Source organism: Pseudogulbenkiania ferrooxidans 2002 (genome assembly GCF_000174355.1).
GTDB lineage: Bacteria > Pseudomonadota > Gammaproteobacteria > Burkholderiales > Chromobacteriaceae > Pseudogulbenkiania > Pseudogulbenkiania ferrooxidans.
This window is the reverse complement of record NZ_ACIS01000005.1, coordinates 280,048-299,265: the sequence shown is the minus strand read 5'-3', so window position 1 is coordinate 299,265 and position 19,218 is coordinate 280,048. Positions and strand designations below refer to the sequence as shown.

Annotated in this window: 21 protein-coding genes, 3 pseudogenes and 1 riboswitch (1 of these 25 only partly in view); of the genes and pseudogenes, 15 read left to right on the top strand and 9 right to left on the bottom strand. The window is 61.5% G+C overall.

Annotated features, from left to right (window positions below):
- Positions 1-11: the 5' end (the start) of a nickel/cobalt efflux transporter gene (locus FURADRAFT_RS10655; protein WP_456238947.1), read on the bottom strand. The gene continues 715 nt to the left of window position 1, outside the view; the window shows 11 of its 726 coding nt (coding positions 1-11); the start codon lies at positions 9-11; its stop codon lies off the left edge, out of view.
- A gap of 46 nt (positions 12-57) precedes the next feature.
- Positions 58-390: pseudogene (locus FURADRAFT_RS21310) on the bottom strand (nickel/cobalt efflux transporter); the annotation flags it as partial.
- Between the two features lie 102 nt (positions 391-492).
- Between FURADRAFT_RS21310 and FURADRAFT_RS10650 the strand changes: the two are divergent.
- Entirely contained in the window at positions 493-765 is a 273-nt protein-coding gene (locus tag FURADRAFT_RS10650) for a metal/formaldehyde-sensitive transcriptional repressor (protein WP_008954156.1), read from the top strand.
- Positions 766-820: 55 nt separating this feature from the next.
- Here the strand turns inward: FURADRAFT_RS10650 and FURADRAFT_RS10645 are convergent, their stop codons facing one another.
- Positions 821-1,825, bottom strand: coding sequence for a sodium:calcium antiporter (locus FURADRAFT_RS10645; RefSeq protein WP_008954155.1), 1,005 nt, complete (start codon positions 1,823-1,825; stop codon positions 821-823).
- Between the two features lie 93 nt (positions 1,826-1,918).
- Positions 1,919-2,031, bottom strand: a riboswitch (yybP-ykoY riboswitch).
- A gap of 165 nt (positions 2,032-2,196) precedes the next feature.
- Between FURADRAFT_RS10645 and FURADRAFT_RS10640 the strand changes: the two genes are divergently transcribed.
- Both FURADRAFT_RS10640 and FURADRAFT_RS10635 read left to right on the top strand, forming a co-directional pair.
- On the top strand, positions 2,197-2,736 hold the full coding sequence (locus FURADRAFT_RS10640) for a hypothetical protein (RefSeq protein ID WP_236261573.1): 540 nt from the start codon (positions 2,197-2,199) through the stop codon (positions 2,734-2,736).
- A 280-nt stretch (positions 2,737-3,016) separates the two neighbouring features.
- The gene (locus tag FURADRAFT_RS10635) at positions 3,017-3,361 is read left to right on the top strand and encodes a cupin domain-containing protein (protein ID WP_008954152.1); all 345 of its coding nucleotides are present in this window, start codon (positions 3,017-3,019) and stop codon (positions 3,359-3,361) included.
- A 119-nt stretch (positions 3,362-3,480) separates the two neighbouring features.
- On the opposite strand, the gene FURADRAFT_RS10630 is transcribed toward FURADRAFT_RS10635, so the two are convergent.
- Positions 3,481-3,996 carry a lipocalin-like domain-containing protein gene (locus FURADRAFT_RS10630; RefSeq protein WP_008954151.1) on the bottom strand — a complete coding sequence of 172 codons (516 nt, stop codon included), beginning with the start codon at positions 3,994-3,996 and terminating at the stop codon, positions 3,481-3,483.
- A gap of 645 nt (positions 3,997-4,641) precedes the next feature.
- Here FURADRAFT_RS10630 and FURADRAFT_RS10625 point away from each other — a divergent pair.
- Entirely contained in the window at positions 4,642-5,046 is a 405-nt protein-coding gene (locus tag FURADRAFT_RS10625; RefSeq protein WP_008954150.1) for a hypothetical protein, read from the top strand.
- 131 nt (positions 5,047-5,177) lie between these two features.
- Here FURADRAFT_RS10625 and FURADRAFT_RS10620 read toward each other — a convergent pair.
- Positions 5,178-5,384, bottom strand: a pseudogene (locus FURADRAFT_RS10620) (4Fe-4S dicluster domain-containing protein); the annotation flags it as partial.
- Between the two features lie 60 nt (positions 5,385-5,444).
- Between FURADRAFT_RS10620 and FURADRAFT_RS10615 the strand changes: the two are divergent.
- Positions 5,445-5,768 (top strand): hypothetical protein, encoded by a 324-nt coding sequence (locus tag FURADRAFT_RS10615; protein ID WP_008954148.1) that lies wholly within the window; start codon positions 5,445-5,447, stop codon positions 5,766-5,768.
- Between the two features lie 189 nt (positions 5,769-5,957).
- On the opposite strand, the gene FURADRAFT_RS10610 is transcribed toward FURADRAFT_RS10615, so the two are convergent.
- Complete coding sequence (locus tag FURADRAFT_RS10610; protein WP_008954147.1) at positions 5,958-6,710, bottom strand: UTRA domain-containing protein; 753 nt, start codon at positions 6,708-6,710, stop codon at positions 5,958-5,960.
- Between the two features lie 285 nt (positions 6,711-6,995).
- Between FURADRAFT_RS10610 and FURADRAFT_RS10605 the strand changes: the two genes are divergently transcribed.
- The 7 genes from FURADRAFT_RS10605 to FURADRAFT_RS10575 all read left to right on the top strand — a co-directional run bounded on the left by FURADRAFT_RS10605 (position 6,996) and on the right by FURADRAFT_RS10575 (position 14,332).
- Complete coding sequence (locus FURADRAFT_RS10605) at positions 6,996-8,045, top strand: ABC transporter substrate-binding protein (protein ID WP_008954146.1); 1,050 nt, start codon at positions 6,996-6,998, stop codon at positions 8,043-8,045.
- 245 nt (positions 8,046-8,290) lie between these two features.
- Positions 8,291-9,181: an ABC transporter permease gene (locus FURADRAFT_RS10600; RefSeq protein WP_008954145.1), complete on the top strand. Its 891-nt coding sequence runs from the start codon at positions 8,291-8,293 to the stop codon at positions 9,179-9,181.
- On the top strand, positions 9,171-9,941 hold the full coding sequence (locus FURADRAFT_RS10595; RefSeq protein WP_008954144.1) for an ABC transporter permease: 771 nt from the start codon (positions 9,171-9,173) through the stop codon (positions 9,939-9,941). Before FURADRAFT_RS10600 ends, FURADRAFT_RS10595 begins: the two co-directional genes overlap by 11 nt.
- An 11-nt stretch (positions 9,942-9,952) precedes the next feature.
- Entirely contained in the window at positions 9,953-10,969 is a 1,017-nt protein-coding gene (locus FURADRAFT_RS10590; protein WP_008954143.1) for an ABC transporter ATP-binding protein, read from the top strand.
- A gap of 1 nt (position 10,970) precedes the next feature.
- Complete coding sequence (locus FURADRAFT_RS10585; protein ID WP_008954142.1) at positions 10,971-11,639, top strand: HAD family hydrolase; 669 nt, start codon at positions 10,971-10,973, stop codon at positions 11,637-11,639.
- 58 nt (positions 11,640-11,697) lie between these two features.
- Positions 11,698-13,323 (top strand): Na/Pi cotransporter family protein, encoded by a 1,626-nt coding sequence (locus FURADRAFT_RS10580; protein ID WP_008954141.1) that lies wholly within the window; start codon positions 11,698-11,700, stop codon positions 13,321-13,323.
- Positions 13,324-13,351: 28 nt separating this feature from the next.
- On the top strand, positions 13,352-14,332 hold the full coding sequence (locus FURADRAFT_RS10575; RefSeq protein WP_008954140.1) for a sugar phosphate isomerase/epimerase family protein: 981 nt from the start codon (positions 13,352-13,354) through the stop codon (positions 14,330-14,332).
- Position 14,333: 1 nt separating this feature from the next.
- Here FURADRAFT_RS10575 and FURADRAFT_RS20575 read toward each other — a convergent pair.
- Positions 14,334-14,476, bottom strand: a pseudogene (locus tag FURADRAFT_RS20575) (transposase); the annotation flags it as partial.
- Positions 14,477-14,856: 380 nt separating this feature from the next.
- On the opposite strand from FURADRAFT_RS20575, the gene FURADRAFT_RS10570 reads away from it, so the two are divergent.
- Entirely contained in the window at positions 14,857-16,044 is a 1,188-nt protein-coding gene (locus FURADRAFT_RS10570) for a tyrosine-type recombinase/integrase (protein WP_008954139.1), read from the top strand.
- A gap of 40 nt (positions 16,045-16,084) precedes the next feature.
- A complete protein-coding gene (locus FURADRAFT_RS10565; protein WP_008954138.1) occupies positions 16,085-16,330 on the top strand; it encodes a type II toxin-antitoxin system Phd/YefM family antitoxin in 246 nt (81 codons plus the stop codon).
- Between the two features lie 538 nt (positions 16,331-16,868).
- On the opposite strand, the gene FURADRAFT_RS10555 is transcribed toward FURADRAFT_RS10565, so the two are convergent.
- On the bottom strand, positions 16,869-17,285 hold the full coding sequence (locus FURADRAFT_RS10555) for a hypothetical protein (protein ID WP_150105052.1): 417 nt from the start codon (positions 17,283-17,285) through the stop codon (positions 16,869-16,871).
- Positions 17,286-17,626: 341 nt separating this feature from the next.
- Positions 17,627-17,944, bottom strand: coding sequence for a hypothetical protein (locus FURADRAFT_RS20570; protein ID WP_150105051.1), 318 nt, complete (start codon positions 17,942-17,944; stop codon positions 17,627-17,629).
- A 39-nt stretch (positions 17,945-17,983) separates the two neighbouring features.
- Between FURADRAFT_RS20570 and FURADRAFT_RS10545 the strand changes: the two genes are divergently transcribed.
- Positions 17,984-19,200, top strand: a protein-coding gene (locus tag FURADRAFT_RS10545) for an IS3 family transposase (protein ID WP_236261572.1) whose coding sequence is annotated in 2 segments (ribosomal slippage) — positions 17,984-18,329 and positions 18,329-19,200 — 1,218 coding nt in all. Because the reading frame shifts where the segments join, the coding sequence is not laid out codon by codon here.
- Positions 19,201-19,218: the final 18 nt, after the last annotated feature.

Genomic DNA, 19,218 nt, shown 5'->3' with positions numbered 1-19,218 from the left:
CGCCTCGTCATGGTGATGGTCGTGGTGATGGTCATGATCGTGCGCCAGTTGCTGATTGCGCCAGGTGCGCCAGATCATCCACGCCGCCACACCGATGATGAGCACCGCGGAGGCCACCTGAAAATAGGGTTCCGTCGCCTCCGCACTCCAGTTGCGGCCGAAATACAACCCGGCCATCGCCACCGCCCACACCACCGCCGTGTGCGACACGGTCGCCGACAGGCCCAGCAACACCGCCTGCGTCAGTGTGCCGCGAATGGCAACGATGAAGGCTGCCATCATGGTCTTGGAATGCCCCGGCTCCAGGCCGTGCAGCGCCCCCAGGAGGATGGCGCTCGGGACGAACAGCCAGGCATTGCCTTGCTGCAACAGGGTCGAAAACTCGGGCATGGCGCACTTTCACAACGTGAGATCAGATTGGCGCATTATACTACCCCCCAGTATATGCATGTTACCCTTCCGTCCATTTTTCAGGCATGAGGTAAAGCGGATATGGCACACACCGTGAAAGACAAGGCCAAACTGCTGGCCCGAGTCAGGCGGATACAAGGGCAGACGGCCGGGCTGGAAAGATTGCTGGACAGTGAAACGGATTGCACCGCCGTGCTCCAGCAGATCGCCGCCATCCGCGGCGCGGTGAACGGGCTGATGGCCGCCGTGATCGAAGGTCATCTGACCGACCATGTGGTCAAGGAGGCCGAGCAGGCGCAACGGCAGCGCGATCTGGATGCCGTGCTCCAGATCATCAAGTCGTACCTGAAATAGGCCCGCCGCAGCGCAGCGGGCCAAGCCGGCCAGGATACCTTGGCCACGCGCTCATTCAGTGCGGGAAATAGGCCGCCACCAGCAAGGCAAAGACGCCGTACAGCGAGCTCACGCCGAGCAGCACCCGGCCATCGACCGCGCCTCGGCGGAAGATTCGCCATAGAAAGAGAATCGCCAGGGCGGTGATGACGCCGGACGCCAGCAGCGTGCCATCGAACTGCCAGGGTGTGAAAAAAATGCCCAGCGCGCTGGGAATGGTGGCCTGGATCATCATGGCACCGGAGATGTTCGCCAGCGCCAGGCGTTCCTTGCCCTGCCGCACCCAGATCAGGGCATTCATCGTCTCCGGCAGCTCGGTCGCCACCGGACTCAGCAGCAGCGCCACCAGGTGCGGCGACCAATGCAAACCGGTGCCGATCGCCTCAAGCTGGCCGACAAAGACATGCGACGCCACGCTGATCGCCACCAGCGCCAGCACGACCTGCAAACCCGCCCACGCCAGCGAGGGCTCGGCCATGTTGGGGCGGATTTTCAGCGGCTCCAGCTCTTCCTCCTCCGGGGCGGTATCGCTGTCACGGATTTCCCGCCAAACGTAGACACCATACGCCATCAGGAACAGCACACCCAGCCACGGCTTGATGGCAAAGGCCACCAGCCCCAGCGTTACCTTGACCGCAAACACGGCAAGAAAAGCGGCCTGGTCCCGGCTCAGACGGACATGATCCACGCGCACTTCGTGCGTTTCACGCGCCAGACGTCGACGGTTCAGCATCAAGGCAAAGCCGACTACGGCGTAGGCCAAGGTTGCCAGAACGAGCGGGCCACCCATCGCGGCGCCGACGCCGAGATCTTTCTGAGCGGGGGTATTGCCGAAAACCACGGCAGTAAAGGTGACGGCACTTTCCGGGAGGGCGGTACCGAAGGCGGCCAGCACCGAACCGACGGCCGTCGCCCCCAGGTTCAGACGACGACCAAGCCATTCCACGCCATTGACGAAGAATTCACAGGACCAGTAAATGGCCCCGGCGGAAAGGAAAAACAGGGTGAAGGCGAGAAGCATGAGAGTAATCCGGCCGGGCGAGCAAGAATCCAATGGCGCGACGATACGCCTCGCCCGGCCTGGGTAAGCGCATCGCGGCCAAAGGTCTCGCCTGGCTCTCTCTGCTGGTGCAGAGGCTGTTCACGCCATGAGGCTATGGCCTCAAGTTTGTTGACGTGAACTCCTTAGCAAGGGGCTAAGGATGGCTACTCCCCAATGACAACGTTCCCATTTTAACAGCCCTCCCCCCGCCTGTCTCCATGACTCCCGCGTTTTATGCATTCGACATCATGACCCTGACCGAAGAAAAATGGACTGCCATGGAGCAGTAAATCCGTGACAACCACTTATCTGACAGCCGAGGTGGCACCGTGCCGCCTGGAGGCATCACGATGTCGGTTTTAGGACGGATGGCCACGCGCTCGTCCGCCACCATGAACGTCATATCGATCGATGATCTTCACCGTGCGGATCGCTGGCCGGAGTGGTGGCTTTCGGCCAACGGCGGCTCCGCGGCAGCACTGTTTCAAGGAAAGGACGACTGCATGAGCACACGCTACGCCGGCTACACGCTGGCCGAAATCAAGGAGGCGGCGACGACATCCGCCGACGACGGCACGCCAGTCCCGACTAACCCCGCCATGCTGCTGGACCTGATCGGCCGAATCGAGGAACTGGAACGCGCGCATGACACCGTCTGGCTGGCCGGCTTCAAAGCGGCCCAGGAAATGGCGGCCAGGCAGTGCGACACATTGGCCGAAGAATTCTACAGCGCCGCTGCCATCCGCTGCGCCAGCAGCGTGCGCGCCATGCAGCCATCCGCGTCCTGGGATGCGACCACCAGCGAGGCGTCCGACAGACACCCCCTCCGCCCCGTCGAGGCGGAATGGCCTCACCCCGATGGCTTCCCCGCCATCGCCGGCATGCCTTGAGTCCTGCTTGCCTCCTCTCAATTTTTTATCGACGCCAGCCCTGGAGCTGGCGTTTTCATGGCCACAGCGCCCTCTTCGCCCCCTTGAATAACGAGGACGCCTCGGCGCGGCCGCCGCCCGCAAGATCGACGAGCGCCACGCACCGACCATGTCAGGCTGTTGCGGGTTACGGTCTTGCTGACGTCGCGTTTACAGGCAATTCCATGTCGAAAACAGGCAGTTGCCGGCATGGCATTGAACCTATGATGACAAACCTTTCATTAGATCGTTTGGAGCCGACATGTCCGATTTCATCACCGTCCTGCGCGAAACCTGCCCCACTCCGGTGGTTGACGCTACCAAGTGGAAGCGCATCGGCGGCGACCCGCACACCGTAAACCTCAACGCCTACCTCTCGAAGGACGGCAGCAAGATCATGGGCACCTGGATCTGCACCCCGGGCAAGTTCGAGGTGAACTACGAAAAATGGGAGTACTGCCACTTCCTCGACGGCTACTGCATCATCACGCCGGAAGGCGAGCAGCCGGTGCATCTGAAGGCCGGTGATGTGTTCGTGATCGAACCGGGCATGAAGGGCACCTGGGAAGTAGTGGAAACCGTGCGCAAGTATTTCGTCTTTGCCTGAGCCTTCAGGTCGGCACGTTGGGCTGAGCCAAGCACAGCCCAACGGCCTCCCCTCGATGGAGGGGCATCGTATTCTGCAACCTCATGACCGGCCCACGACCGCCATGCCGATGCCGGGCGCTATTTCGCCCGCTTCAACACAACCTCGGCAATGCCGTCGCCTGTCGATGCAGGGGTTTGCCACGTAAGCTTGTCCCCAGTCACCGTGAACGGTCGTTTCTGTTCAGTTCCGTTCCAGTTCGGAAACGTACTGGTTTCTATGTGGAACGTGATGGTCCTGTTCGCCTCGTCAACGGTGTATCTGCCGAAGTGAGCGATCGACCCTAGCACAACGGCCTTGTTTTCCTCCGGGGTGCCCTCCATCCGACTGGCGGATACGAATTTGGCCTGCCCAGCCCGCGCCGTCATCAAGATATAGCGGCCATTGCTATCAAAGTTCGCCTGGCCCTGTGGATTCGGACCGAAAAGGGGTATTCGCGTCCCATCGGAGCGGATAAGGTCAACGGAAACATAAGACCAGGTTCCGACGATTTGGTCCTTCAGGGCAGGTTGTGCCATGGTCGCGCTCCAGGGCAATGCCATGCCAAGAACGAGCAACGCCATGGCGGCCCGCACGCGGGTGCTGAATCTGTGCATGATACTTCTCCCACTAAGGCCCAACCCACCTTGTCCAGATGACACTTTTTCTTGGATGGGGCGACATCGCCAACGGCAAGTGGCGGTGAGCCTGCCCTGACTGGATCGCTGGCGATGGGTAGGTTAACCATAGCCAAAACACCTCGGCGCCGACAGGCCCGGAGCGGCCGGGAGAATGCTCGCCGGTGAGGTCTGGCAATGCGATGGAGCGGGACAAGGGGCATGCACGGCTGAGTGTGGCGACGGCCCGGTCGGCACGGTTGCTCAGGGGCGATTCTGCACAGGCTGCAGATGGTGCGCGGCACAGGACTTCGAGTACGCCCCATAAAGGGTTGCGGGTTGCGGGTCACGGGCCGTGCCCCCCCCCGATCTGATGGTGTCGCCGACACTGATCCTGGCCGATAGGCTCAGTACGCCGGCCGGCCCACACTACACCATCGGCCCGATAGGCATAGTGAATTTTCCAGTGATATGATGTTCGAGTGATCGGCTTTGTTGCCTTGCGGCAGCAAACCAGTGCTCTCCGGCGGTCATGCCAACTGGGAGGCTGATCATTGCTATTGGCTCAGGCGCCGCCGGCACAAGGGGGTACCGGATGAGCGCCTGTCATCTCCAAGGCCAGCTCTTAACCGATTGAGATCACTCATGAATTACAAAAAATTCACGGCAATGTGCGTTACCCTTTTGGGGCTCAGTGCTCCATCCTTTGGCTGTACGTTCACCTGGCACCACTATGGCCCGGACCAGGTTAACGATCTCATGAAAGCCAAAATCGGCTCCGCCGTGTCCGATGAGTACTGCAAAAAGTACAACGCCAAATACGAAATCGTCGTCATGACGGATACGTACGTGAATTCTCAAAGAGCCCTGGCGCACGTCTCGGTCGGATTGCGCAAACGTGGCTCGAACATTTTTCCCTCGAACCGATTCAGCGCCTACAAGTTCGAGGATGGCGATTTCGTGATTGGCAAAGGCTACGCCTTGGCCTCGGCTCTCGCCATCGACACGGTCATGGACGTCATGTCAGACCTCAAGTCGTACACCAACTAAACTAACCGGTTACACCCACCCCAGCCAATGCCCTCACACGAGGGCGTTTTCTATATGGCGTCGTCAAACTGCAGAAAAGAGCCTCGGCTAAGCAAGAATACCTTCCGGAGGTTTGCTTCGGGCAATCCGTATCACATATTGGGGTAGTTCGGCCCGCCGCCGCCTTCCGGCGTCACCCAGTTGATGTTCTGGGTCGGGTCCTTCAGCTTGAGGTGCGCCGGCTGGTCTTCGCTGTGGTTGGTGTTGGAGATGAACACCGACGACTGGCGGTCGAACGTCAGCACGCCGTCCGGCTTCGGGTAGGCGATCGGGATGCACTCGTCCTTGGGCTTGAAGCATCCGGCGGTGTCGTCATCTATGGCCGCTCGGGCGCCACCATTAACCGCCATGGCATCCGTATGGGCACCAGCGAGATGTACCGCGCGGTGGAAGACCTGCCAGAGGTGCTGGACAGCATGCTGGTGGACCTGGAATACCTGGGTCGCGAATCCTACATACCGCTGTTCGTGGTGCGGCGACCGGACATCGGCCTGACACCCGAATTGACCGGACTGAATCCTGACCGGATCAAGGTCGCCCTGTCGGCGCGGCACGTGCCCAACGACATCTTCTCGGCCAAGCTCTCGAGAAAGTGGCCAACCCGGACACCATGGCCAACCCGGAGAGCTTGCCGTGGTTCGAGGCGTTTGCCCGTCGGCATGCGGCACAAGACGCGATGGTAGATAACCGGCGCGCGCTTCACCTCATCCTCCGCTATAGTCAGCTTCCGCGCCTTCACAAGCAAGACGCGGGGGCTGGTTCCAATATAACGCCACTGCTTTCGACCCGGTTTAAGCGGAGCTCCCGGGATGTCTGAAACGTCGCCGCCGGGTGTGGCACCTATCGGCGGCAGGGGCTGAATCGGTCATTCATCACAGCAAGGTATTTGCCTTCATCCGCTCCAGCTCCTGGCTATCCACCAGAATGCGTACCGCGTCGTGGCGCCAGTATTCATGGTCGCAATCGATGATCTCGCCATGCTGGTCGTAGTTGACGCAGGAGATCAGCAAGATCGGGCTGCCCTCGGTCAGCATCAATGCCTGCGCCACCTCGCCCCAGGCGGCCGTCGGGTTGATCTCGAAACGAGAGCGGCCATAGCGCACCCCGTACTGCTGCTCGTAAAGCGTGGTCAGCGACTGGCTCAGGTCATGTTCCAGAATGCCGGGAAAGCGCTCCGGTTTCAGGTAGTGCCGCGCCAGCAGTACCACGCGACCATCCAGCTTGCGCAGCCGTGTGACTTCGTTCACTCGCGACAGAGTGGGCAACGCCAGCTCCTGGCACAGGGTCGGCGTTGCCACGATGGTGCGCGATGACAGCACCAGGGTTTCCAGTTGCCGCTTCTGTTCGGTGACGATCTGGTGGAAGGGGGAGCGGTACAGCGGGTTGTAGATCAGCCTGGGTGGGGCGACGAACCAGCCACGGCGGTCTTCGCAATAGACGCGCCCTTCGGCCTCCATCGCCAGCAGGGCCTCCTTCACCGTCGTGCGCGTGGTATCGAACAACTCGGAAAGCTCGCGCTCGGATGGCAGCTTGACCCCCGGCTGCAGCAATTTGCTATCGATCTGCATCTCCAGCGACTGCCTGATCTGGGCGGCCAGAGTGGTATTGCGCTCAATTGTTGCCAATTGGACTACTCCAGTATTTCAAATTAATGGCAAATCTATCACGAAATCATGATTTCTCAAAGACATGTCAAGGTAATGACAGCGTTGCCCACGCGGTAGGGCTGTAAAGAAAACCACATGGCGAATTTTTACTTATATCGTTAAAATTCAAGCAATTAGCAAAACAAAATCCTTGCGACGTCGTATTTTTGCTGCCTGGCAACATGCAGCACGATTGACAGCCAGAAAGCCACTGGACTAAGGTTTGCCTGCAGTTCAAATCTGGACTAGACCAAAGGAGCAAACATGAACAACTTGCTGGTTAGCGTCGTATCCGGCGGGCTTTGCCTCTGCCTGGCACAGGCCAATGCCGAGAGCCTCACCGTCCTGGCCCAGGCCGCCAAGAAAGAAGGCGCCGTTTACAGCGTGGGCATGCCCGACGACTGGGCCAACTGGAAAGACACCTGGGCACAGGTTACCCAGAAATATGGCCTGAGTCACCGCGATACCGATCTGAGCTCGGCTGAAGAACTGGCCAAGTTCGAGGCCGAAAAGGCCAACGCGACGGCAGATATCGGCGACGTTGGCCATACATTTGGCCCGGTTGCGCTGCAAAAGGGGCTGACCCAGCCATACAAGCCCAGCACGTGGAACGACATTCCCACCTGGGCCAAGGACAAGGACGGCCATTGGGTACTGGCCTATACCGGCACCATTTCCTTCATCACCAACAACCAGTTGGTGAAAGAGCCGCCCAAATCCTGGGCCGACCTGCTGAAAGGCAAATACAAGGTCACGCTGGGTGCGGTAGGGGTTTCCGCCCGTGCCAACAGTGCCGTGCTGGCCGCCGCGCTGGCCCGTGGCGGCGACGAGAAGAACCTGAAGCCGGCGCTGGAGTTCTTCGGCCAACTGGCCAAGCAGGGACGCCTGTCGCTGATCGACCCGAGCCTGGCCAACCTGGAAAAGGGGGAGATTGAAGTCGGCATCCTGTGGGATTTCACCTCGCTGAGCTACCGCGACCGCATCGACAGCAAGCGCTTCACGGTGAGCATTCCCACCGACGGCTCGGTCACCACCGGCTACACCACCATCATCAACAAGTACGCCAAGCACCCGAACGCCGCCAAGCTGGTGCGCGAATACGTGCTGAGCGATGCGGGCCAGGTCAACCTGGCGCGCGGCTATGCCCGACCGATCCGCAGCAATGTGTCGATTCCGGCCGATGTGCAGGCCAAGCTGCTGCCCGCCAGCCAGTACAAGGTTGCCAAGCCGATCCGCGACTTCGCCGCCTGGGAAGACTCGACCAAGAAGCTGCCGCGCCAGTGGCAGGAAATGGTCATGGTGAACATGCAGTAAGGGGCGCCTGCCACGTCCAGCCAGGCCCGCCTGGTATGGGTACGGAGGCATTCCCGGCAGGGCGGCGCCGGCGCATAGCGGCATCGAGTGCAACGACGCCGACCCGGCCAGCGGCGGGTGCCACGGTCCGTGTTCGGCCAACGTTTCAGCAAGCGGCCGTATAGCCGTGCGCAACCGATCGGACCGAGCCGCCTCGCCGCCGGCCTGCGCCACACCAAATCGCGTAACCCGGAGTTACTTTTGCCATGAAAACCACTTCACTCCCCCTTGCCGGCAAGCCTGCCGTGCCGGTGCGGCCGCGCTCACGGCTACGGCACTGGCCGGCGGCGCTGTTGCTGCTGCCCTTTTTCGCCATGCTGATACTGTTCAGCCTGGCGCCGATGGTGTGGGTGCTGGTCAACAGCGTGCACACCGAACAGGGCCTGTCGCTGGCCAACTACAACGACATCCTGTCCTCGCCGTTTTACCGCCAGGCCTTCGACAACAGCCTGCGCATTTCCGTGTGGTCCAGCGTGATCGGGTTGGTGATTTCGCTGCTGGGGGCGGCCTCTTTGCGCCGGGTTTCCGGCCGGCTGCGCCGGCTTGTGGTGTCGATCACCAATATGACCAGCAACCTCACCGGCGTCCCGCTCGCCTTCGCCTTCATCATTCTGGTGGGCACCAATGGCGCGCTGACCCTGCTGCTGCGCCAGTGGGGGCTGATCGAGGACTTCCGCCTGTACTCCAGCAACGGCGTCATCCTGATCTACACCTATTTCCAGATCCCGCTGGGCGTGCTGCTGCTGTATCCGGCCTTCGATTCGCTGGATGACGACTGGCAGGCCGCGGCCTCGCTCCTGGGCGCCCGGCTGTGGCAGTACTGGCGCTACGTGGGCCTGCCGGTGCTGGCCCCCGCCATTCTGGGCACCTTCATCCTGCTGTTTGCCAATGCCATCGGCGCCTACGCCAGCGCCTATGCCCTGACGCAAGGCAACTTCAACCTGATCACGGTTCGCATTGCCAGCCTGGTGTCCGGCGACATCTTCCTGGAGCCGAATATGGCCGCCGCCCTGTCGGTATTGCTGATGCTGATGTTGCTGCTGGTCACCGCCGTCAACCAGTGGTTGCTGAAGAAAGGAGCCCGTCATGCGCGCTGAGCTCTATCACCGCAGCGTGGTCGCCGTGCTGATCCTGCTGCTGACCGTACCGGTGCTGGCCACCCTGCTGTATTCGCTATCCGAACACTGGGGCGCCACCATCCTGCCGGACGACCTGTCGCTGAGCTGGTATCTGCAGCTGTGGCAGGACAGCGCCTTCCTGGCCGCTTTCGGGCGCTCGCTGGCGGTGTGCCTGGGCACCCTGCTGCTCGCCACGCTGATCATCGTGCCGGCGGTGTTCGTGGTGTTCTACCGCTTTCCCGGGCTGGACAAGCTGATGAACGCGCTGATCCTGATTCCGTTCGCGGTGCCGCCGGTGGTCACCTCGGTGGGCCTGCTGAACATCTACGCCGATGGCCCGCTTAACATCACCGGCACGCCATGGATTCTGGTGGGCTGCTATTTCACCATCGCCCTGCCCTTCATGTACCGCTCGCTGGCCAACAGTCTCGCCAGCATCAATGTGCGCGACCTGATGGATGCGGCCCATTTGCTGGGTGCCAGCACCCCGGTGGCCTTTTTGCGGGTGATCCTGCCCAACCTGCGCAAAGGGCTGATGGCCTCGCTGTTCCTGGCGTTTTCCTTCCTGCTGGGCGACTTCGTGTTTGCCAACCTGCTGGCCGGTTCCCACTACGAAACCCTGCAGGTCTACCTCTACAACATGCGTCAGACGAGCGGCCACTTCACCAGTGCCATCGTCATGAGCTACTTCCTGTTCACACTGTTCCTGACGTGGCTGACCGCCCGATTCAGCAAATAGGATGACATGCCATGAGTTACGTTGAAGCTAGCGGCCTGGCCAAGAAATATGGCAACGCCACCATTTTCCAGGACATCCATTTTTCGCTACGGAAAGGGGAATTCGTCACCCTGCTGGGCCCCAGCGGCTGCGGCAAATCCACGCTGCTGCGCAGCCTGGCCGGGCTGACCGACATCGACGCGGGCTGTATTCGCGTCGACGGCGAGGACATCACCCGCGCCGCGCCGCAAAAACGCGGCATCGGCATGGTGTTCCAGAGCTATGCGCTGTTCCCCAACATGAGCGTGGAACAGAACATTGCCTTCGGCCTGAAGCTGCAAAAGCTGCCGGGCAGCGAGATTGCGCGCAAGGTAGCCGACGTGATCCGCCTGGTGGCACTGAGCGGCAAGGAACAGCACTACCCGCACGAACTGTCCGGCGGTCAGCGTCAGCGCGTGGCACTGGCGCGCGCGCTGGTGGTGGAGCCGCGCATCCTGCTGCTGGACGAACCCCTGTCGGCGCTGGACGCCCGCATCCGCAAATCGCTGCGGGAGCAAATCCGCGACATCCAGCAACGACTGGGCCTGACCACGGTCTTTGTCACCCACGATCAGGAAGAAGCCCTGACCATGTCCGACCGCATCTTTGTCATGGATCAGGGGCGCATCGTGCAGGAAGGCTCGGCCGAAATGATCTACACCCGCCCGGCCACCGAGTTCGTGGCCCGCTTCATGGGCAGCTACAACCTGCTGACACCCACCGAAGCCAGCCGCCTGCTGCAGCTGGAAACCCGCGGCCATCTGGCCATCCGCCCGGAAGCCATCCAGATCTTCACCCCGGGGCAGGCCTACCCGGCGCACCTGAGCGCGCCACTGCCGGCCACCATCCGCCAGCACCAGCTACTGGGCAACGTTATCCGCTATCAGGTGCAGGCCCACGGCATCACCCTGCAGGTAGACCAGTTGAACCGCCGCGCCGAAGACCTGCTGGCCGCCGGCACCGAGGTAAACCTGATGATCGATCAACAACAAATGCGGGAGGTGCACTGAGATGGCACTGGGAATTTTCGACATGGACGACACCCTGGTGGACGGCGACAGCGCCAATCTCTGGCTGCACTACCTGGTGGAGCGCGGTCTGGCGCCTGCCGAGATGCTGCCGCGCGAAGCCGAGCTGCTGCAGGCCTACCGCGATGGTCGGGTGGACATGCACGAATACATGCGCTTTGCGCTGATCCCGCTGCGCGGCCTCGGCCTGGACACCGTGCAGGGCTGGCTGGCGCCCTTCGTCGAGCACATCATCCTGCCGCGCATTTTCCCGCAGGCGCTACACCAGCTGGAGTGGCACCGCGCCCGCCAGGACCGGCTGCTGGTGATCTCCGCCACCGGTGAGCACCTGGTCAACGCCATCGCGCGCCGGCTGGGCGTGGCGGATTCGATCGGCATCCAGCTGGCAACCCACGATGGCTGTTACAGCGGCGATACCCACGGCGTGCTGAGCTATCGCGAAGGCAAGGTAACCCGCTTGCATCAATGGCTGCACGACGAGGGCGAATCGCTGCACGACAGCTACGGCTACAGTGACTCGCTGAATGACGTGCCGCTGCTGGAAGCCGTCGCCCATCGTCATGCCATCAACCCCGACGCCACCCTGCGCCGCATTGCCGGCGAGCGCGGCTGGCAAGTCCTGTGCTGGCAGCACGCGGCGCAGCAGGCCTGAACCCGGTCCCGCAGCAGCGGGATCATCGCAGCGCCGGCAAGGCGCAAGCGAGGTAAGCATGTTTACAGTGTTATTGCATCTTGCCGGCGGTGTCGCCCTGCTGACCTGGGGCCTGCACATGGTGGAATCGGGCATCATGCGCGCCTGGGGCGCCGGGCTGCGCCACGTGATGGCCGGCAGTCTCGGCAACCGTTTCAAGGCGTTTTTTGCCGGCATGGGGGTGACCGCGGTACTGCAAAGCAGCACCGCCACCGGCCTGATCGCCTCGGCCTTTGCCGGCCGTAAGCTGATGACGCCCGTCACCGGGCTGGCCATCATGCTGGGCGCCAATGTCGGCTCCACGCTGATCGTGCAGGCGTTCTCGCTGGACCTGAGCTGGCTGTCGCCCGCCTGTCTGGTCATCGGCATGGCCCTGTTCGAACGCGGCAAGGGCTCGCAACACGGCAACGTTGGCCGCGCCCTGATCGGCCTTGGCCTGATGCTGCTGGCGCTGGCGCTGCTGGTCGGCACCATGCGACAAGCCGAAAGCGCCCCGGCCGTGCGCAGCATTCTGGCGGTGCTGTCCGGCCAACCCCTGCTCACCGCGGCCATCGCCGCCGCGCTGACCTGGGCGGCGCACTCCAGCACACCGGTAGTGCTGCTGGTGATGTCGCTGTCCGGCAGCCATGCCATGGCGCTGGACACCGCCTTGTCGATGGTGCTGGGCGCCAATATCGGCAGCGCGCTGAACCCGTATATCGAGGGAGCCAAGAGCGAGGACAACCTGCGCAAGCGCCTGCCCACCGGCAATCTGCTGCTGCGCGGCGGCGTCTGCCTGCTGCTGTTGCCGTTTGTCTCCGTACTGGCATCGCTGCTGCACACGAGCAGCAGCGATGGTGCCCAGCTGATCGCCCACGTGCACACACTGCTGAACCTGGCGATTGCCCTGCTGTTCATCGGCCTGTTGGACCCGTTGGCCACCGCCTTGGAACGGCTGCTGCCAGACAACCGCGAAGCAGAAAGCCCCGATGCCCCACGCTATCTGGATCCGTCAGCCATCGCCTCGCCATCGCTGGCGCTGGCCTGTGCCACACGCGAAGCCCTGCACATGGGCGATGTCGTGGGCGACATGCTACGCCGCAGCCTGCCGGCCCTGCTGCAAGGCGATCGTCGCCTGGTCGGCGAGGTAATGCGCCGAGACGATGCGGTGGACAGTCTGCACGAGGCGATCAAGTTGTACGTTACCGCGGTCACGCGAGAAGGGCTGGAGCCGGCCGATGCGCGCCGCGCCATGTCGATCATGTCTTTCGTCATCAATATGGAGCATATCGGCGACATCGTGGACAAAAACCTGATGGAGCTGGCCAGCAAGAAGATCAAGGGCAAGCTGTGCTTTTCTGCCGAAGGCGCCACCGAACTACAGGCACTGCACGAGCAGGTCCTGGAAAGTTTCCAGCGCGCCCAGGCGGCATTTGTCTCCAGCTGCGTAAAAACCGCCGAGCGCATCCTGGACGACAAGGTCATCGTGCGCGACCTGGAGCGCGAAGGCGCCGACAACCATTTGCTGCGCCTGCGCGATGGCCGGCCGGAAAGCATTCTGTCCAGCTCGCTGCACCTGGATGTACTGCGCGATCTGAAACGCATCCATTCGCACATCTGCGCCACGGCTTATCCGATTCTGGAACAGCAGGCGCCCCAGTCATGAACCGACACCCTTTCACGGAGAACACCGCATGTTAACCACGGCCAACGCCGCCAAGGTGGTACAACGCATCGACACTATCCCGCTATTCCTTCATGCCTACGCCTATCACCTCAACATGCGCTGCGGCAGAATCCTGCCTGCCGATCTGCTGGATATCGCGCACCGGCAGCAGCTGGCCGGCGTGAAGATCCACGTGCTGGATGGCGAGGCCGCCGCCTTGTGCCATGCCTGCCCGGAAGAGTTGCAGGGATTTGGCGCCCGGGCCGCGGCGCTGGGGCTGGAACTGCATATTGAAACCAGCGCCTCCGACGCCGTGGCCATTGACGAGGCCGTGCGCATCGCCCGTCATACAGGCGCCCGTTCAGTGCGCTTTTATCCGCGTTACGAAGGCCATCTGCACGATGTATTAGACCGGGTGGCGGCGGACATCCAGTCCATGAAGGCACGCTACAGCGACAGCGGCTTGCGCTTCACCATTGAGCAGCACGAGGACCTGACCAGCCACGAGCTGGTCGCGCTGGTGGCTGGCAGTGATTGGCCACAACTGTCGATCTTGTTCGACTTCGCCAACATGATCAACGCCAATGAAGCCCCTCTGGCAGCGCTGGACGCCATGGCCGTCCACGTCACCGAGGTCCACATCAAGGACGCTCGCATCGTGACCGAGGCCACCGGCAATGGCCACCTCGCCTGCCGCTCCGGCCAGGGGGAGCTGCCGTTTCGCGCCCTGCTCACCCGCCTGCTCTGCCTCGGCGACAAGCTGCCGCAAGTCCGTGCCTATGGTCTGGAAGAAGAAGTAGATTACTACGCCCCGCCATTTCGCCACGATAACGAAGGCCCGAACCCGTGGATACCCTGGCGCGAAATGAGCGAGACCCCACTGCCGGAGCACGATCTGCCCGCGAGATTGCAGCAGGAAATCGACGATGCCGCCGCGCAACTGGCCTTTGTGCGCCAGACACTGGCACTGATTCGCGCAGAGGCAATGGGCTTCCTTGGTGAGGGCTGAAAACGCCCAAGAGCTTGGACTCGCCCCCGGTTGAGCGCCAGCGCGGCACCAGTCCCAGCGAGGCCGCAAAGTCGGGGCCGAACCATAGCCCTTGGCATTGCCGGCGGCGGCCGACAGTTGGCTGGCGGTGATCGGGCCAATACCGATGGCGCGACAACTTGGGAAGGCCGATCGGAGCGCCTAATCAGCAGCTGGCCCCTCTCCAACAAGCGAATCGGGAATGATCTGAGGTGTCTCAGCTTTGGCTCAGTACCCCAGCAAAATAAATAGCGGGTATACAAGCGGGTATAAAACGACTGGGATTCTAGAAATTACCTTGCAACTCAAAAGGATAAAGCCTAAATGTTGCTTATGATCGATAACCCGCCTTATCGATCATCACCCTCCTCCTCCCTCCCAGCAGCCCTTGAAAATCAAGCATTTCCAGTAAATCCCCTCCGCAATTCTCCGTTCTACACCATGGCAATCCGATAAAAAACCGGATAAATTACCGGATAATAGAAACATCTTATCCGGTTTATCCTGTGCCGCTTTCCGACGTCAAAATCCGTACCAGCAAGCCACTCGACAAGCCGTATAAGCTCCAGGACGGCAAGGGGCTGTACCTCGAGATAAGGCCGACCGGCGCCAAGTTCTGGCGCTACCGCTACTGGACATCGCCGACCAAGGACGGGATCTACACCATCGGCGAATACCCCGACGTGTCGCTGGCCGAAGCCCGCGCCGAACGCGAGCGCGTACGGGCGCTGGTCAAGGAAGGGAAAAACCCCACGGCCGAGAAGAAGCTGGACAAGCTGCGCTCCCAGAAGGAAACCGCCACGACGCTCGCTGTGGTGGCCGAAGAATGGAAGGTGGTCAACTGGCCGCACTGGTCCGAAACGTACCGGAAGCAGGTTGAAAAGCACCTGCAGCGCGATCTGCTCGACGAATACGGTGAACTCCCCATCCGCGAAGTCACCTCGGCCCAGCTACTCGCTGCCATCAGCAAGATCGACGAGCGCGGCGCGCCGAGCATCGCCAGGCTGGTGCGACAGTGGGCCGGCAGCATCTTCCGGCATGCGATCGCCACGCTGCGCGCCGACAGCGACCCCACCTACCCCCTGCGCGGCGCCCTGAGAATGCCGCCGACACGTCACAACGCCCACCTCTCGGCCGACGAACTGCCCGGCTTTCTGAAAGCGCTCGATGCCTACAAGGGATTCGGCCTCACGCGCCTTGCCGTCAACCTGCAGATGCTCACCCTGGTACGCACCCAGGAGCTGCGCCTGGCGGAATGGGCCGAGTTCGATCTGGACGCCGCCGAGTGGCGCATACCGCCCGAGAAGATGAAGATGCGCGATCCCCACATCGTGCCGCTCCCGAAGCAGGCCGTGGCGATCATGCGCGAGTTGGAGCCGCTGACAGGCCGGCGTCGATGGGTTTTCCCGAACGTGCGCAATCACGATACCGGGATGACCAATACCACCATCCTGCGCGTGATCGAGATACTGGGGTACAAGGGCCGGGCAACCGGTCACGGATTCCGTGCCACGGCCTCCACCATCCTGCACGAGCAGGGCTGGAACACCGACATCATCGAGCGTCAGCTCGCGCACCTGGAGCGGAACAAGGTCAAAGCCGCCTACAACCATGCCGGCTACCTCAAGGAACGCCGGGAAATGCTCCAGGCCTGGGCCGACTACCTAGACCTTCAGCGTGACAAAAAGGCGTAAGCTTCGCCTCCTCGCCTCTCATCCTCGCAGGAGCGTCTTCATGGACCGGATACTCGCCGACATGGCCGTCAGCGTCACCGAACTCAAACGTAACTTTGCCGGCGTTCTCCGCGAAGCGGGGGATGCCCCGGTGGCCGTAATCAACCATAACCGGCCGGAAGCCTACCTGCTGTCAGCAAGGCACTATGAGCAACTGATGGATTATGTCGAGGATCTGGAAGACGCAGAGCTGATTCGCCAGCGCCAGAACGAGCCATCGATTTCGGTGAATTTGGAACTCGACTAGCGCAAAAGATCAGTGGCCCTCATCTATCGGGCCACTGTGTTGGATTTGTATGGTTTCGGGTTTCACCGTTTTGAACCGGAAGGCGGCGCATTACCCCTGCCGCTACCGGACGGATTCCCTGTCGTACTTGGCCAGTTTCCACCTGGACCTGGGTGACTCGAAGGGCCTCGACCACTGCCACCTCCCCCGCCACCTGGCCCACCTTTGCCTCCGCTGGAACCGCCACCACTACCTCTAGCCATTTTGATGCTCCTTTGGTTTGGCAGTTAAAACCGGTTGCTCAGGTTTTTACGCCCCAGCTACAGGCAGCAACCGGACCGAGATTCTCCTTTGCTCGTGCGGCGATGCGTACGTTAACCATAGACAAAACCCGTCAGCGTCGACAGGGGCCAGGGTTGGCCGAGGGGGCATGGTGTGTGCGCAGCGGACTATTGCCAAGGGCGCCCGGACGGCTCGGGTGGGCATGGCCTGTCCGGGGCTGGGTTGCAGGCGGCTCGCTGCGCGTCGTTTCGAATGCGCCCAGAGGAGGGGGTTCGGCTTAGGGCAGTGGAGCCTTTCCAAGCGAGGTGTCGAACTCTTGTGAAAGGCATTGCAGAACCGATGTGATCATACGGCCCGTGATGTACGACTTAACCTGTTCGGATTCGATTGGCTCCTTCATGTCTCTTTCGGAAAGGGGCCAAAACTTTTCCAAGCGAGGGTCTGACGAGATTTTTGCCTCTGAACAATTGCAGACATCCGCCGTCTGGATGGGACGGGCAGACAGCGCAAGCGTGATCTCTCGATGGGTCGTAATTTGAAAAACCATGCGCTCGCACGCGGGACGGAGTGCGCTTAGCAACTGCTCGCGCCGTTCAATTCCTACTGAGGATAGCTGCGCGGAAGCCGGCGTCGTCAGCATCAATGACGAGAAGGCCGAGACAAGGTACACCAGTTTGCATAGTTGCGGTTTCATGGCCAAGCATGGGCGTTTAGTGACGGTCAACTTAAAGTGGACATCCTGGATGTCGAATTCTTTTGCGTTATGGGGCTCCCCTGCTCAGCAGGAAATGTACGTTAACCATAGACAAAACCCGTCAGCAGCGACAGGGGCCGGGGTTGGCCGAGGGGATGGGGTGCGGCGAGATCGGGCGGCGCGGCGGGGGTGGGTGTTGGGCTTGCGCTGCGGAGGGTGGCGCGGGGGCGCCCGGACGGTGTGGGTGGGCATGGCCTGTCCGGGGCCAGGTTGCGTACGACGCGCTGCGCCGTGCTTCGAGTGTGCCCTACGGGGCGTTACGGGTTACGGCCTTGATCGTGTCACGCATTGCCACTGTCTTCTCCACCGTGACTACCGATGGAACTATGGTCGCTGGCGTCGGCATGGCCAATTTGATCATCGAAACTATGGTCGCTATCGAGCGCGCAAAAATCCGGACTGGAGCCGCGGATCTGAGTGCCGACTATGATTGCGATGGCCAAATAGCCCATCAACGCACCGATGACGCCACTACCCACAATAACGTAGAGCACCGTTGCGAAAGGCCAAGTGTGAAAATTCGGTCCACCGATGAAAATGCCAGACAACAAACCGACACCAAGCCCACTGGACGAGCCCCCTGAAACACAGGACACCATTTCCCTCTTAAACTAAGGGATAGGCATACGACTGTGTTTATGACTCACACTAACAACTCCTCCACCGAGGTTCTGGGGCCGGAGCGCCGCCGTCGCTGGTCCATCGAAGAAAAACTGGCCATGGTCCGTGAAAGCTTCGAGCCAGGACAAACCGTGTCGCTGGTGGCACGCCGCCATGGCATCAATCCGAACCAGCTATTCCACTGGCGCAAGCTCCATCAGGACGGCAGCCTGTCAGCGGTGAGTGCAGGCGAAGCCGTGGTGCCCGCCTCGGAGTTAGCCGAAGCGATAAAGCAAATCCGCGAGCTACAGCGCCTGCTGGGCAAAAAGACCATGGAAGCGGAGATTCTCAAGGAAGCCGTGGAGGTCGCCCGCTCGCGAAAATGGATTGCGCGCTCGCCCTTGTTACCGGGGGACGACCAGTGAAACTGGTCAGTGACTGCCTTGGTGTAGCGCGCTCCCATCTGGCCGCCCGAAGCAAACGTTCTGCGGATTGGCGCGACGCTCGCCGACATCGGCGGCCGGATGATGCGGAGCTGATTGCAGACCTGAAGACGCTCATTAGTGACGTGCCCAGCTACGGCTACCGTCGGGCCTGGGGGCTATTGCGGCGCCAGCGAGAAGCCCTCGCGCAACGGCCTGTCAACGCCAAGCGGGTTTACCGGGTCATGAAACAGCATGGTTTACTGTTGAGTCGCCGGGTGAAGCAACCTGGGATGTCACGCCGGCACGAGGGTCGTGTCTCCGTGGCGACCAGCAACACCCGCTGGTGCTCCGATGGTTTCGAAGTGAACTGTGACGATGGCGATAAGCTCCGGGTCACGTTTGCGCTGGACTGTTGTGACCGGGAAGTCATGAGCTGGGTAGCCGGCACCACTGGCTATCGGAGTGACGACGTGCAGAACGTGATGCTGGCGGCCGTGGAGAAGCGCCTCGGCCTGGATACGCCATCGGTGCCGATAGAATGGCTGAGCGACAACGGGTCGGCCTACACGGCAGAGGCCACCCGAACGTTTGCGCGGATGCTTGGCCTTGAGCCGGTGACGACACCGGTGTGCAGCCCGCAGAGCAACGGCATGGCCGAGAGCCTGGTGAAGACGATAAAGCGGGATTACGTGGCGTACATGCCGAAGCCGGACGCCGCTACCGCTTTGCGAAATCTTGGCATAGCCTTCGAGCATTACAACGAGCACCACCCGCACAGTGCACTGAAATACCGTTCCCCACGAGAGTTCAGACGACTGGCGACAACATAAACCTAAGGGTGGGTTGGT